This is a genomic window from Mucilaginibacter aureus (assembly GCF_053514885.1).
In genome coordinates this window covers 3,818,892-3,835,376 of sequence record NZ_CP170601.1, presented here as the reverse complement: position 1 = coordinate 3,835,376, position 16,485 = coordinate 3,818,892, and the positions used below count along the sequence as shown (strand labels likewise).

At 43.6% G+C, this 16,485-nt stretch carries 9 protein-coding genes; all 9 read right to left on the bottom strand.

The annotated features are described in order from the left end of the window. Positions 1–20: 20 nt before the first annotated feature. Complete coding sequence (locus ACFGVR_RS16235) at positions 21–1,862, bottom strand: exo-alpha-sialidase (protein WP_448698369.1); 1,842 nt, start codon at positions 1,860–1,862, stop codon at positions 21–23. 18 nt (positions 1,863–1,880) lie between these two features. Next, entirely contained in the window at positions 1,881–2,801 is a 921-nt protein-coding gene (locus ACFGVR_RS16230; protein ID WP_448698368.1) for a glycoside hydrolase family 43 protein, read from the bottom strand. 3 nt (positions 2,802–2,804) lie between these two features. Beyond that, entirely contained in the window at positions 2,805–4,190 is a 1,386-nt protein-coding gene (locus tag ACFGVR_RS16225; protein WP_448698367.1) for a glycoside hydrolase family 140 protein, read from the bottom strand. A gap of 63 nt (positions 4,191–4,253) precedes the next feature. Beyond that, positions 4,254–7,415 carry a DUF6298 domain-containing protein gene (locus ACFGVR_RS16220; RefSeq protein ID WP_448698366.1) on the bottom strand — a complete coding sequence of 1,054 codons (3,162 nt, stop codon included), beginning with the start codon at positions 7,413–7,415 and terminating at the stop codon, positions 4,254–4,256. A gap of 40 nt (positions 7,416–7,455) precedes the next feature. Further along, positions 7,456–9,135, bottom strand: a complete 1,680-nt coding sequence (locus tag ACFGVR_RS16215; protein ID WP_448698365.1) for a polysaccharide lyase — start codon at positions 9,133–9,135, stop codon at positions 7,456–7,458. Between the two features lie 529 nt (positions 9,136–9,664). After that, positions 9,665–10,675: a hypothetical protein gene (locus ACFGVR_RS16210; protein WP_448698364.1), complete on the bottom strand. Its 1,011-nt coding sequence runs from the start codon at positions 10,673–10,675 to the stop codon at positions 9,665–9,667. 8 nt (positions 10,676–10,683) lie between these two features. Next, a complete protein-coding gene (locus ACFGVR_RS16205; RefSeq protein ID WP_448698362.1) occupies positions 10,684–12,561 on the bottom strand; it encodes a RagB/SusD family nutrient uptake outer membrane protein in 1,878 nt (625 codons plus the stop codon). 10 nt (positions 12,562–12,571) lie between these two features. Then, complete coding sequence (locus tag ACFGVR_RS16200) at positions 12,572–15,700, bottom strand: SusC/RagA family TonB-linked outer membrane protein (RefSeq protein ID WP_448698360.1); 3,129 nt, start codon at positions 15,698–15,700, stop codon at positions 12,572–12,574. A 67-nt stretch (positions 15,701–15,767) separates the two neighbouring features. Beyond that, complete coding sequence (locus tag ACFGVR_RS16195) at positions 15,768–16,448, bottom strand: DUF3826 domain-containing protein (RefSeq protein WP_448698359.1); 681 nt, start codon at positions 16,446–16,448, stop codon at positions 15,768–15,770. Positions 16,449–16,485: the final 37 nt, after the last annotated feature.

The window sequence follows — 16,485 nt, the reverse complement described above, 5'->3', positions numbered from 1 at the left end:
ATAGGATCTACAACTGTTCATTAAAAAGTTTTGGTTACAAAATTCTTAATATAAAACACCGCAGGTTTATCTTTTTCGCCACCATTTGGCATATCAAAATCCTGATCGGTAGGTGTATCAGCGTTCGGGAAACGGCGTACGCCCCCTGTGCGGAATACCACACGTTTTACTGCCAGCACCGGTGCAAAAAATAAGTTTGGCGCCAGGTCCTTCCCATCAATATTGATATAGTAAAAACGGGTATCGGTGTTTAGCTTTAGTGTGATATGATAAGGTTTATTGGCCTCATATTTTTTAAGCAGCGTTTTATTACGATACCCTGCCTTAGCTATAAATGCACCGGTCGAATCAAAAGTTAATCTGATGGCAGCATCACCCTTGGCATTTTGAAACTCAATATCCAGCATGCCGTTGGTATTCTGGCCGGGCACCACGGTAAAATCAGCCTCCAGTTTTTTCGACTCGGGTACCACTCGTTCGGCACGGGCGTAGTCAAACTTATCTTCATCGTGCAAAGCCAGTGCTTTGCTGCCGTCGGCCATTTTTTCTATCTGCACTTTGGCCCATTGCGGACTAAAAGTATTCCACTTATCCAGTTCCTTCCCGGCAGGCATCGTGTTAAAATCTTCGTTGGCATGCCCGTCGGCCACATCCGTAACCGGAACCGGGATAGACGATACCCAGATATCCTCTTTGTTCATACTGTAAGTTACCCAGAGCTTGCCATCGGGCACTACACCATTGCCTTCTTCAACACCACGTACATACTGCGGCCCGTACGATTTATACGCACCGCCATAACGCATGGTCGATATTTCGCCATTGACCAGCAACAGGTTGGTATATTCTAAACCATCCTTACTGGTTGATATAGCGAGTGGCCAGCGAAATTCAGACGGGTTATAAACTGTAGCGTATTTACCATCCGATGTTTTTTGGCCCCATATTTTAGCGTTGCTGTTTACAAACCTTGGCGCCCTGGTAACCGCTCCCCAGGTTTTACCCTCGTCTTTACTGATCGATGTCAGGGCGTTCTTCCACAAACCCACAACACGGCCATCAGGCAGGTGGTAAAAATTAAAAGCTTTGTAATCTTTATGCAATGGTATCAGCGGATCTTTCCTGTCGGTTTCTTCGGCCCATTGCATCATCATCAAAGGAGTTGCCATTAACTCGTCGCAAGCCTGTATAAAACCCTTGTCCTTGCTGGTTTTATAAAACGGGTACGAAGTGTTTTTTTCGTTCCACGCCGGATTGTAATGTAAAAAATAGATCGGCCCGTATTTACCATTTGGTAAAACCTCACGCACAACGCGGCCAATGCCCAAACCATCGTTAGGGTCATCATGCGGCTCGAGGCAGATCCCATAAAAACCCAACACCAGTAAACGCTTCGATTTAGCCTGGTAAAAGCCCATACGCTGGTGCATTACCGAGTACAGATCCTTTGCCACGATATTGATACCAGGCTTAGTAGTGCCATCGGGTATTTTGTATTGCGGGAAAACAACTTCGGGTTTCGACCAGGTTTGCCCGTCTTTTGACGTAACAACCAGCGTTTGCCCAGGCGGTACGCTTTCGCCAACCTTATCGCTCAGATATTCTACATAAAATGTATTGTTCCAATAGCTCAACATTGGCGCGTGGTTATAGGTAAAACCAAAACCATCCGCCCACTCCGGGTGCTCGCGGTTAGCGCGAAAAACTTGTGTGCTGTGTACCCCAACCGCCGGGCTTAATTGCCCGTGATGATAATCCACATTCACTACCGTATTGCCGGTATAATGCACGGTATCCTGTGCCTGCGCGTTAAACGCAAACAAAACCGGTATTAACAATAGCAGTTTAAAATTCCTCTTCATAAATAATAGCGCAGACCCTTAGTTGGCGATCTGCTGTTTTAGGTTATCCAGTACCTTTTTGGTCACTTTAAAAATGGTACCGTGCTTATGCCCTTCCGGAACACTGATCTCGCCGGTTGCATCTGTAAATGTGATGAAATCCTGCGTTTTTACCGCACCAAATTTTTTATCGCGATAAGCGTCGTAATAGATCAACCAATCGTTGCCAGTATGCGCCACTGATGGCCCTTCGCTAAATAACGGCGTTACCGGTTTTGATATATTGGTGTACGGCCCTATTGCGTTTTTGCTAAATCCAACTTTAATGTCGCGCTCAGGGCGGGTATTATCCTTCATCACCAGCACATAATCGTTCTTTCCACGCTGTACGATGGTCGCATCGATCACGCTAAAACCCGGATCTAAAAATAATTTAGTTGGCGCAAAAGTTTTAAAATCGGTGGTGGTGGTATAGTATAAACGATGGTTGTTCTTCTCATCCTCCTCTCCTTTCGGGAAACGACCGGGAACGCAGGATGCCCATACAATAATGAACTGCTTGCCCTCATCATCATAAAACAACTCCGGTGCCCAGGCATTTACCGCCGTAGGTTCGTAAGTCATTACCGGGATATGCTCCTGTTTCGACCAGTGGATCAGGTCGGTTGAACTGGCATAACCTATACTCTGGTCGTTTTTCCAGCCGGTTGTCCAAACCAAACGAAAGATCCCATCCGGCCCCTGACAAATAGAAACATCACGCATGATCTTCTCGGTGCCTATTTCGGGTTTAATAAAAATATGGTTCAGGTCCGTCCAGTGGTAAGCATCAAAGCTGTACATCAGGCGCAAGCCCTCGTTAGCAGGTTCGTGGAATGAGCTGTACATATACACATCCTTTTTTACTTTACAGGATGCAAACAATACTGCAGCTAATATTAAGAACCCTAATTTTCTCATCGTTTATATCTTATCCAATATTAAAACCCAATCGTTTCCTGCTTTTATTTCTCCGGGCGGGTTAAATTCGTGAGTACCGGTGTTGGCAAAAGTGCCGATGGCCTGCGTATCCCCGGTTCGCGGATCATACCACGATGCTTTTACTTTGGCTCCGGCTATTTTACCCATCGCCACCGGGATACTACGGCCATTATAGGTATAAATAAACGCGTAATTTTTTCCTTTAGTAGCTATTAAATAATCATATCGTTTGCCTTGCTTTGCAGCGACCAGGGTTTGATCGGGCACACGCTCAAAATACGGGCGAGAGAGCATCAGTTTCTTAACATATTGCATCTGCGATGAGCCGGGATCATTTATCGCATCAAACCAGTAGGCTTTAGCCCCATATGAGCTTGACCTGTCTTTTGGCAAGTGCATTTGCATAACTGAATTGTCCCCATAAGTAAAACCGCAACCTCCCGCAAAAACCGACCAGTACGCATACCGCCGTATGTCGGCAGCTATCCATCTTTTCTCTGTTGTATCATGCAAACCTTGCGGGATATCTTCATATGATGGCTCGGCATCGAGGGTTGGTTTAACAGGTAGTTTTTTATAATCGGAGTTGACATACTTCCAGTTATCCTCTCCGTATTTAAAGTCGTTCTTCGAAGTATCCTGCTTGTAATTGCGGTGTCCCGATTGGAATACGTTAAAGCTTAACCAATCCTGGTTGTGGAACCAGATGGACGATTGAGTTCTGCCACGCGGGTGGAAAGTTTCGATGTGCGATGGATCAAGCTGATGTAAGGTTGACCCAATAGCATTCCAAACATCCATGTTCTGTGTGCCTGGGATGTCGCCGCCATTCATCCAAATGATATTTGGGCGGTTTTTATAACGCCCGGCTAAAAATGTGGCATAAGTTTTTGCCTGTGCCGCAGTTACATGGTGAGCTTTTACCGCCGAGCCCCAAACGGGCACCATCGCAATATAAATGCCTTTGCTGGCAGCCAGGTCGACGATGTAGTCTACATGATCCCAATAGTCGTAAGTTTTATCAGCTAATGAGTTGCCGTTAACCACACGAGGCGTGGCGACGCTTTTATTGATCAGGGCCGAATCGCCGTAAGCATCTTTAATACCCAGATCGTGCAGTACCATTACCTGTATCACGTTGAAACCTTTCGCAGCACGATCGGTGAGATATTTATCCGCTTCTTCGCGGGTAAGTTTTTCAAACAACAGCCAGCCGGTATCTCCCAGCCAAAAAAATGGTTTACCATCCGATGTGGTAAAGTACCGGTGGTTGGCCGATATTTTTAAGCGCGATGGTGTTTGCGCTGACGCTCCAAATACCACGTTCACAAGTGCTAAGAGGATGATGATCGTTATTCTTTTGTACATTTCTTTTATCTGACCTTTTGTACCATTAATTTATAACATCGGTATTCTTCGGTATTTTAATAATTATTTAACCGTTCCCCACATAATTACCGGGCCTGCTTGCGGAGCTTTTAGCTCTATGTCGCGCCCTCCCATAAATGTCTCACCTTCTTTAATGATCTGCCCATTTCGCGGATTGATCCAATGAACTGTTATTTCTCCCGATAATTTAGAGGCATTTAAATGGACAGGCTCATTCGAGTCGTTATATACAATATAACCTTTCATAAAATTACCCAAGGCATATTGTCCTTTAGGATTTCCCGGCAGATCAATTGGCTGCATGGTTGATGCATCAGCTGCAAACTTCGGGTTAGCTACAACAGGTATTGCCGCCAGCGAACCGCCGCCAATAAATACCGCCCATGCATAGTTATCGGCGCCATCATCAGAGTAGATCACGGCCTTATCGGGATATTTGGTGCGGTACTCATGTACTGCACGGTAAACCTGCTCGAACGAAGTTGCCTTAGGTTTTAAAATACGTTCGTGCTGGCGTGGGGCCAAACTTTGTCCGCCTTTCGGCTCATAAGTTTTGCCATCGGCCTGGTAATGCCAGTATTTAATATCGATCACATTAATTACCGCAGCACGCGCAGGGTCGGCCAGAATTGCGTCTTGTACATCTTTAGTAGTGCTTAAACCAATGATCTCTTTCCTTTTATTATCAGTTTCCCACTGTTTAACGTTATCCACCCAAAACTGTACAAAGTGCAGCGGACCGGTAAACTCTTCGCCTATCAGCTGAATTACACCTGTATTATCTTTAAAGTTATCCAAACACTGGCGAACAAAAGCAATATGCAATTTGGTTAAAGCCGGATCTTTCTCGTTATAAAACTGCTCGGCCATAAAGATCCGTTTATCGCCCGCGAACGGAACCGGCTCAGGGAAGCTGGTGTTGTTGATGTTATTAGCCGTGCGCCACGGGAAATCGGCATAATGCGCACCTGCCTCAATAATATTATGTTGAAAATAGTTTTGATGGATCAGTACCAGGCCTTTTTCATCAGCCAGATCGGCAAATTTTTTCAGGCGGCTCCAGTACCATGTGTTGTATTTGGTCAGATCGTATTTGCTTAAACCATCCCAGCCACTGCTTTCGCCGCTGCGCGCAAATGGCAATTCATAAAACGGCGGCCAAACATCGCCGTCCATCCGGCGGATACGCTCGTGATCATCGCGGCGGCGATCATACCATAAACCATAATTATGTTCATAGGTCAGCACATGTTGGTTGACCATTTTGTTGGTCATGCTATCCAGGTCGTCCGTCCAACCGGTGCCAGTGCGGCCGGGTACATAACGCGTAACCGATGGCTTGGCTTCTTTTACCCCTCCCGGGCGAACATTACCGTTCCACCACGGAGAATCATAATGACGACCGGTCAATATCGAATTGCCCCGAACGATCACACCGTTAACAACAGCCATTGGGGCAGCCATTTTTGGAGTGATTGGCTCTTTAACGCCTATCTCGTCTATAGTTTTTGCACCCGATGCGCTTACCGGTATCGGTGTGCGCTTAGCGGCCTGGTCTATCCAATCGCTTAAATGCAATTGTGGTTTTTTATATTGTTCTATTAATCTTTGGGCTTCATCAACAGTCGGGCTGCTTGATGCGCTGGTGTTCAACGGAAATATCTGTGCAAGCTCCATAGCCTTGTCACGTCCCAAACGATCACTTAACTGTGCATAGTAAAAACTGCGCGGACTGATACTGTTATTCGAATCGCTCCAATAACCATCACCCTGAAACTGCGCCCATGTAGCAAAAGCCCAGTTTTGCGCCGTTGGCGGTTTGGGGCAATCAACTATAGCGGCGGTACAATTCCAGAATACACTGTTCGCTGCGCTCCAGCCTGCGCCTTGCCCATCCTGACCACGGTTAGCATAACTTAACCTGCTGTTATCAATATTGACCACATCAAACAGCACTCCCGATGCCCAGCTGTCAATAGCGCCACTAAAACCAACCGATTGCCACGAATCGCATTGCACAAATGCATTCGGGCCCGGTGCACAATATCCTACCGAATAATCGTGATAACCATATTCGGAATAAAGGCGCTGAAACAAAGTTTGCTGGCCCGTAGTAGTAAATGTAAAACGGCGCTGCCCTCCTATTTCGGATGTTGGCGATAATGACTTACAATCTTCTACAGTAACACGGCGCGAGGTTTCTAAAACGTTCACGGCCGAACCCGCAAAGTGTTTGAACACCACCTGCCTCACCCAGGCATCCTGTGCATTCTCTATTGTGATCGCCATCCAGCGGTGGTCTTCGTCCTTTGGTTTGGCCTCATCATAATACGAGCGCATTTGCAGGTTTTCGATACCTACCTGCTCAATACGGCCAGCCCATTGATAAGCAGCAATGCTTCCACCACCGTAAGTGGTATCAAGAGCCGTGGTCAACGGAACGTCCAGTGTAATTACATCGCCTTTAACGGCTACAACTTTTCTGTCCCAATTCGTTTCGCGATCACCTGCATGCCAGCCTAACGCTGATAAGCCGCCCCCAAAGCTCTCGGTACCCAGCTTTTGTATCCAGGCTAAAGTGGTGGGGCGGTGTATCACCACCATATCGCCTGCCTTAAATTTACCGGCATCGGCCACCTTAACTTCGGTAGCGTTTACGGGTACGTAAGCGTTGGTAATTTTAGTCCAGCTATCAACATGTTTATTGGGTGTACCTAAAACCCTGATAAATGTCGCCCGGTCTTTTCCTCCTGCAACTAACACGGTACCCTCAAGCGTATTACCGCTTCCGCGGAGTACAATGCCCGATTTTCGGATAAGCAAAGTACCTAAAACATCGTACTTACCTTTCTCAAGCAAAACCGCTCCCCGTATACCATCTTTATCCGCAGGCAGCGAAGCCACATAATCAAGCGCCGATTGTATGCGCGCCGTAGCATCGCCCTTTTTAACCGGTACAACTACGCGTACAGGCGCATTAGGGATAGCCTTTTCGGAAGCCATGTATCCGCAATACGAAAAATCGGGTATGCGGTTACCTTGCTCGTCAGCGGCGTAAACCAGTTTGCCATCTCTTTCGGCAACCGGCGGTTGTGGCTTGGGAGCTTTTGGCGCTTTTTGTGCCGTGGCTGAAAGATCAATAAATAAACAACCTGCCAGTAAGCAGGTTGTTAGGTGTAAATTAAGTTTCGACAGGGGAAACATATTTGTTTGAGTTTTTTATATCGGTAGCGATGGAAAACTATTAAAATTTGGTCAATGATGCTGGCAGCTTTTGCTGTCCTTTTTCGGCTAACGTATTCAGATACACTTCGATATTGGTGTAACCTTCGCCATTTTTAGCAGGTTTGGTTGCATCCGATGCATCTTTAGGGTTTAGGCCGTGCGCGGTTTCCCAGGCATCTGGCATACCATCGTTATCGCTGTCTTTATAAGGTGTACCTTTATAATCCGGGTAACCGCCAACCTGCCATGGGGCAGTGATGATCCCCATTTTGTACGAATCTTTAGGCAGCTTACGAACTTTGAACTGGAAATCGGTATCGGTAACCATTTCTTTATAAGCGATCTTGCCAGTACGTACCTGCTCGGTGATACGCTTATCAACAGCGTCTCGTACAGGTAATGTGGCACCAGCGTTATCAGCCACATAATGATAAGCTTGTTCGGCAGTCATTACAGTAATTGGCGCATGCGGGAACGGGAACGGTTCGTCTACTTTCATAAAATCTTTGTATTTACCTGCGTCGGGTAGTTCGTGCCCGTTTGAGTCTTCAACCTGTACACCGCCATCCCAGTTATCTTTGGTTACCTGGGCGTTCCCTTCAACAATGTTACCGTTTACATAAGCACGGCCAAAATATTTTTCTTTCAGCTTGCTGCGACCTGATTCGGGTTTTAAGATACGGTGGCCAACAGGTGCGTCCTTCGGTGTAACCGGACCTGGTTTAAGATAGTTGTTAATGATATTAAAGTTGCTGGTATAATCGCCGCCATCCATAGTACGATGGTGCCAGTTAAATACCACGTTGTTTACAAAGTGGTAAACGTCTGTCCAACCGATGGATGGATTACGGCCGGTATTATCGGCCCAAAGATTACGCACCATCAGACTGTTTTCGCCGCCGGTAGTACTGCCGAACGAGTGGTTCCAGTAATCCAGAGCTTCTGAATAGATACAGTTTTGTATAGTGATGTTAACAGTACCCTTCTTTTCTTCTTTTTCGCCTATGCCGGCATCAAACATGTGGCGGTACATCGAAAAGTTCTCGTCAAGCCCCCAGCTTGCCGAAACGTGATCGGCAATGATGTTACCTACCGGGTTACCACCCAATGCATCATCACGACGGCCTACATTGGTCTCGCCGCGGCGGAAACGCATATAGCGGATAACCACGTCGTGCGTGTTTACCCAAAACGATTCGCCTGCAACACAAACACCGTCGCCGGGTGCACTTTGGCCTTCGATAGAAATATATGGTGCCCTTACAATAACCGGACTTTTAAGGTGAATGATACCTGCAACATTAAATACTACGATACGTGCACCGCCCTGCTCACAGGCCCAGCGTAAGCTGCCAGGGCCATCATCATTTAAGTTAGTTACTACATAAACTTTACCGCCGCGGCCGCCAAAACTGTAAGCACCACCACCTTCAGCTCCCGGGAAGGCCAGAATTTTTGCCTGAGGCAGGTCGGTTGGACGTGAAGCCCATGGCACGTAAGGTTTACCATGTTTTTGATCGTACTGAACGATAGGCAAAGCTACGGCCCAGGCCGAGTCTGACTTTCGGTAGGTGTCTTTGATCAATTTATCAGAAGCTTCCTGAACACTTTTGGGAATTTGCGGGTATTGAGCTGAGGAGGTTTTTACAAAACCGGCTACAGCTGTGGCCATCAAAAATAGAACGGTACTTTTTTTCATGTAGTTGACTTATAAGTTTACACTAATCATTTAAATAACAACCGGCATCACCATGTTTACAAAACATACTACAAGCATATTAGCCGGTAAATTAATGCCCTGAAATTTACTTAGACTTTTAGGTATAAATTGGTGTTTAGCAAATTATCTATAATTCAAATATGCATTGTATACCCTGCTATTTCATATAGTATGTTCGCATGGTTTTATACGATTTTATCACAACCTATCAATTGTTGTAAAATGGGCATTTTGTCGCAATCATGTTACAAATTTGCTCTTTAGGCCTCATATAAAGCACTAATTATAAAAACTAAAAATAATGATCCATTGCAAAAATTGTTAATATCATATAAAATGAATGCACATAAACCATTTATATTATGAGGTTAAATATAGATATGATGTAAACAGTTATAAAGCAAAAAGGGAAATACTTTTAAGTATTCCCCTTTTGTATCACTTTTTAAATTTTATAGGGTATTAAATGGTACCACTACTAAATTTAATAGTTCTAAAATATTACTTACTATTTATAAGCGTACTTTATAAAGAAGTTGGCATAATAACCATAGATATGATCATAACCAATCTTATCTACATAGATCGAAGCATAACGCCCATCCGGCGTAAGTACATAAAAAGTAGTAGCTGCTTTTATTTCAACGCTTGTCTGGGTAATATTAGCTGCCTTTCCCGCGGTTATAATTTGCGTGCCGGTTTTAAGTGCTTGAAAAGCTGCCAAATTTTGCGTTGTTGTTGCTAGTTTACTTGGTCGTTTTGTCCAGGTGCTAAAATCAAAGGTGGTAAATGGCAAATAATTAGTTGCAACACTGGTTGGTACATAAGCATAAAAGTTATAAGTAACGGTTACAATGCCGGTGGTTGCATTTTTTGTTGCCGTTGTTTTTGCCCATATACCAAAATCGATGTTAGCTGAATTTGCCTTTGCATCGTTATAATTATATGCCTTTACATCGGTTAATGAGTAGAAGCTTTTTGCTAAAGGACGGGCAGTATAGGTAATTACAGGCGGTGCGGCTAATGTTGCACCCGGATCTACGGTCGCGCTATCAGCCAGATCTACGTGTTGCTCTGCATTAAAGTCGTAATTGTTATTTATGTTAATAGAAAACACTTTATGACCATCGCCCATATATACACCTACTTTATCAGTTGGGTATATACGGTAACTGGTTACGCCGCATCGGTTATTAGCCACCATCGTATAAACCTCAGAAAAAGAACGGCGATGCGCATCATCTAAAATAATTTTACGGATCGGGGTATTTGTACCAACCTCTAATAAAGAAATCCCATACATATCCTGATCAGAAGTGACAGTGTAGTTGAATGACACATTATCGCCATCATTAACTACCTTGGTATCAGTAGCACTAATATCTGTTGGGTTAGTGGTTTTTACATCAATGGTAACACCCTCAAACATATTGAAGATGCTGGTACCTTCTTTTTTGCAAGCCGTTAGACATAACGATACGCCTGCAAGCACACATAAAATAAATTTATATTTTTTCATTGTTTCTCTTATTTAAGTGGATCAAATGTTCCGTTATCCCAACCTAAAGTTTGATCTAACAGTGGAGATGATAAAAGGAATGAACTTGGCAGTCCGTAAAAATAGCATTGTGATGACGCGATAGAAATACCCTGTGTATTGTTTCCGTAAACTGCTGTACGTGAAAAGTAGTTAAGGTAAGTTGCTGCAACATCCATGTTCAGTTTATCACGACCGCGTATACCATTGGCATCAAGGGTTTCAAGTTCAGATTTTTTAGTAGCGGTGTTTACAGGGCTAATTACTTCGCCTGTAACACTTAAAAAGCCGCTTAACTCATGAAACTTCCTGGTCCTTCTTAAATCCCAGCCACGTTTGCCTTCAAATGCAAATTCAACCATACGTTCGTTAGCTATCAGGTCGCGCATTGTGGCTTTGTCGGTGGCGTAATCCAAACCATAGTCTTTAGTACCTACAAGTACTTTCGCTCTCTGCCTGATCAGGCGCACCATATTTTTTGCACTAGCCAGATCTCCTGTTTCGTTTAAACACTCAGCATAGTTTAACAAAACTTCGGCATATCGCAGTTCTATCCAATCAAACCCGTTACCGCCTTTATCTGCAGTTATGGCAACAGATGCAGCAGGCAGATCAGGAGCGCTGAAGCGTTTACAATAAAATGGTTTAGTACTTCCTTCGATCTCACCAGAATATGTCCATTGTTTACGTGCAGCTATACCGTTCAATTTCCAGTTGCTGCCGTTATATGCGATGGTTTGCGCAAAACGTGGATCGCGGTTTTTCCAAAACATAAAACTGTCGTAAGTGGCGCCTGCCTGGCTAAGTGGTGTACCATCTGCCATAGGATAGGCATCCAGCATACGTTGCGTAGCTACATAATAATCAGATGCGGAGCCGCCGGTAAATGTTGCGCTACCCGGGCGAACTTTAGATTCTACGTTATTACCTCTTTTTTCTAAAAGGGTAGAATACGAACGTATTATAATGGCTTCGGTATTGCCTGTGCCTTCTGTTTGAAAAATAGTGCTATAATCAGGCATTAAACTAACACCTGAAGATTGGCAAAGATCATACGCGACTTTACTGGCAGCCAGGGCATCGTTCCAACGGGTTGGGTCATAAATGTGCACTCCATCATTCACCGGATTAAACTGCGGGCTTGCCCAATAAAGCAATACTTTTGCTTTATAGCAAACAGCAGCAAGCCTGGTTAATTTGCCTCTTTCAGTAGCATCGGCAAAGGTAACACCGTTTAAATTAACAGCGGCAGAATCCAGATCTTTTACAATTTGGGCAAAACACGCTTTTGCATTAGAGCGAGGCACAGTTTCGTAATTTGACGGGCTTTGCGTTTTTAAGATCAACGGAACGCCGCCGTATAACCTTACCAAATCAAAATAACCCATTGCCCTTAACATATAATACTGACCGATAAGCTTTTTGCGGGTGGCTAAAGGCATAGTTGAACTGGACAACTGATCAATACCGGCGTTACAACGGGCAAGGTCAAAATACCTGTTATCACCTTTGTTACTACCCTGGTATTTGCTCCCGATGATCTTAACATCATTAGATGTTAGTACCGCGCCTATGCCCATTATCGCTTTCAGGGTGCCATCCGTGGCCGATCCGATATTCTCATCGCTGGCAAATTCTTGCAGGTATGCCGCCACTTCGTAAGGATAATCAGGCATTATTACCTGGTAAGTTCCATTTAAATGATATTGTACCGAGCCTTCGTCGTTCCATAGTACTTCCGCATCTATCGAACTATGAGCAGGCACCTGAAAGTCTTTTTTGCAACCTGCTAAAAACACTAAAGCAATTGCACAAAACACAGCCATACTTTTTACTGATGTTTTGAATATTTTATTTTTTGTTTTCATGATTTAGTTTTTATAATCCAATAGTTAAACCTCCAGAAATAGTTCTGATGGTAGGATAATCATAAATGGATGACGTGTACGGATCTTTGTAAGATAATGGATTTACAATTGTCCATAGGTTGTTACCTGTAATAATTAATCTAACATTGCTTAAACCTGTACGGCGCAGCCAATTAGCCGGTATGCTATAAGCTAACGACATGTTATTTACACGTACCATAGTGGCGCTTCTTGCCCAGAAGGTAGAGTTTTTTCCGGCAGATGCATCATCACTCCTTGGCAATAAACCATCAGGGTTTTGAGGCGACCAACGGTCATTCCAATATGCAGGTACGTTAACAGTTAACGTTGGTTTTACAAGTGCCTTGCTGTCATAAAACACATGGCCACCAAATCTCGAAACTATATTTGTACGGAGTGAAAACCCTTTGTAATCTAATCCCAGGTTCCAGCCTAAATTAATTACAGGGTCAGTTCCGTTTTTATACATCGGTACCATATCAAAATCATCAATGTGACCATCGTTATTGGTATCCTCGTAATCCAGCCAGCCGGGTTCAGGAGTCAGTTTATAAATAGTGTAGTTTGGGTTTTTCCTTAATAACGCATCTACATCAGCTTGTGTTTTTAATACACCTTTTGATATTAAACCAATGTTGCCACTGTTGTAAACTTTTGGATTAACCCCCTGAAGGATCTGCCAGTCGGTTGGTGTATTCTGGAAATATTGGAATGGGTTTTGAAACACCTGGCTTGTGTAGCCGCTGCTAAAGCCAAAGTTAACACTGCCATTAAAAGTAAGACCTTTGGAGAATTTGGTATTATACCCCAAAGTAAACTCTGTACCATAGGTATGGTGGTCTTCGTTATTAACAATTTGTGCCGGAAAGCCTGCATAATAAGGGAAGTTATTCGCTCCGTTCTTATCAAACTGATCGTAAACGTAATCGTGGAAATAATCAAAACCAAAGGTAACCTTGCCATTAAAGAACTGAGCTTCCAAACCTAAGTTTAAAGATCGTTTCTTTTCCCATGTGATATCCGGGTTGGGATAATTGGTTACGTTGGCCGATGGCGCATTGGTGTTGTTATAAACATAGCCGGTATTAGCAGGGTCAACAGTGTATGTGGCCTGCCATAAACGCGCTGCTAAACGGTCGTCACCGGTTAATCCGAAATTGGCTTTAACTTTAAGAAAGGATATAAAACTAATTTTTGAAATATTTTTGAAAAAATTCTCTTCCGAAACTATCCACGCAACACCGACATTAGGAAAAAAGCCCCATGCGTTTTCGGTAGCAAAATTGGTTGAAGCATCAAAACGTCCAACAGCGTCAATGTAATATTTTTTTGCAAAATCATAACTTAACCTGCCAAAAAAAGATTGCTTAATACTTTCGCTTTTAGCGTTGGATTTAAAGGTTAATGCAGGATCAAATGCCCACGATTCAGTTTGGTTAGGGATGATCTGATTCTGAAAGTAAATATCAAGGTTTTCTGAAGAACTTTGCGACTGCTCGCCACCAACCAAAGCCGTAATACTGTGTTTACCAACAGATTTACTATAGTTAACCGTAATATCAGCCTGGTACCTGTTAGCATAGTTTTGTGCAGGCTCATACCTGGCATTGGCTGCAGAAACTCCATCCCCTGTGCTTAAAAGGGTTTCGGTATACAAGGCATTATTATTACCTGTTTTTACAAAATCATACTGTTTGTAAGGTGCGGTGTAAGTAGTGCTATGTCCGCTGGTTCCATTTTGTGCCATCTGAAAACGCATTGTTAAACCTGGTATCGGTTTTGGCGTATAAGTAAGGGCCCCGTTAATAGTATAATCAGTGTTTGATTGATTTGCAAAATATCCTGAATTAATAATACCCAATGGGTTTTTAACAGAGGCGATGGTTACCGGCATACCGTTAATTTGGATAGGCACCCATTGTGGCGTAGTAATTAAGGATTGGAAGAAAGCCTGGTCCTGATCAGTTGATATATCGTTATTACTGAATTTGTTGCCATAATTTAGGTTGAAACTAACGTCTGCCTTCAGGCTCTCGCTAAAAGTAGCGGTAATACCGCTGCGGAAACCATATTTGGTATTGCGCATACCGGCATAGTTCGCATTCTCGTTTTGGTAGCTGCCACCAACAAAAAACAGTAATTTTTCGGTACCGCCACTCATTTGCAGATTATGCCTTTGCATAACTGCGGGCTTCCATAATTCATCAAACCAGCTTTTATAAGGAGCTGTTTTCAGGTAATCAAGATCGGCCTGAGAAAAATATGAGTTATTAGAAGCAAAACCCTGCTGATCAAGATTATCGTTTATCAGCTTAGCCTGCTCATAAGCCGATAACATTTTGGGTATCGCTACAGCGTCAGAAATACCGGTATAACCATTATAAGTAAATTTAGGCTTACCAGGTCTACCTTTTTTGGTAGTGATCAAAATTACTCCCTTTGAACCGCTGGCACCATAGATAGCAGCCGATGCATCTTTTAGTATGGTAAGGTCTTCTACCATGGAGGGATCAATCGCATTAAACTGGTCGGTTGTTGATATCACCCCGTCAATAACATATAAAGGCTCGGTAGTAACACCCGGCGCAGATGTAGCAGCTATTTGCGAGTTACGCACGTTAAGCGTAATACTGGCACCAGGGCGACCAGATGTTTGGCTTACACTTAAACCTGCTATACGGTTACGTAATGCACCCGCCATGTTAGGAGCAGGAATATCTTCAATCTCGGATGCCTTAATGGTAGCTACAGCACCAATCACTTCTGATCGTTTCCTTGTACTATAACCAACCACAACAACCTCGTTCAGGTTAGAGTTTGTAGCTTTCAGTGCAAAGTTGGCTACCGTTTCACCGGGTTTAACTGTTATTTCCTGGTATTGAAACCCAATAAACTTAGCGCCAAGGGTTACGTTTTGCAGGTTGGTTACTTTAATAGAAAATTTACCTTTCACATCGGTAGCAGTTGCCAAAGTGCTTCCTTTAACCGTAATAGTTACCCCTACCAAGGGTTCTGTTTCGCCTTCACCGGTCACGACTCCGGTGATGGTCCTGTTTTGCGCCTGCGCTATAACACTCAAGGCAAGCATCACAAAAAATAAGAGGAAAAGTTTTCTCATAATGGTTTTGAATTTGGTTTCATATTTAGCTAATGATTAATTGGTTTTATTATTATGTTTTGATTGGTCAGTTCTGTTTTGGTTGTGATCTTTCTTTAATGCGTTTTTGCCATTCATCGCCTTCTTTTTTCATATCATAGCCCTGTGCAGAAAGGTAATTGTTAATGCGGCCCTTATATTTATTAAATACAGCGTGTTTTTTATCTGATGATTCGGCGTCTATGGCCAGTTCGCGCGCTTCAACCAGCCATGCCTTGATCTGCGTTTTTTGAGCTTCGGTTAGTGTAAGCACTTCATCAGTATAGGCTTTATAGGTTACACCAAGTATGTTATAGGTCATGGCATCCTTAACCTGGTCAATTTGTGCAGCACTAAGGTCGGCACCTAATTTGGCCAGGTATTCTGCGTGCAGTTTGCTCAACTTTGCATCTACATCGTCATCTATCGCTTTAATTTTTGCATTTGCGGCGGCTTTATCCTCTCCGGCTTGCTGCTTTATGTCTTTAGCCTGTGCATTGCGGGCATCATGGATGGTGCTTAAATTACGATATTGATCAACTATAACCCCTTGTACGCGTTTAAATTTTGCTGAATCGGTAATACCTAATACGTTTACAATTTTATAGGCCCTGGCGGTAATTACCTGGGTGTAGTTAGGGTCCTGGTTTGCAGCCGACTCGCCCTTTTGAGCACACACAGGTATAGTGTACACAGAGATAAGAATGAGCAGAAGGGATAGTTTATTCATGGGGGTTATTAGTGTTTAATCAACATTTATAGTTTGC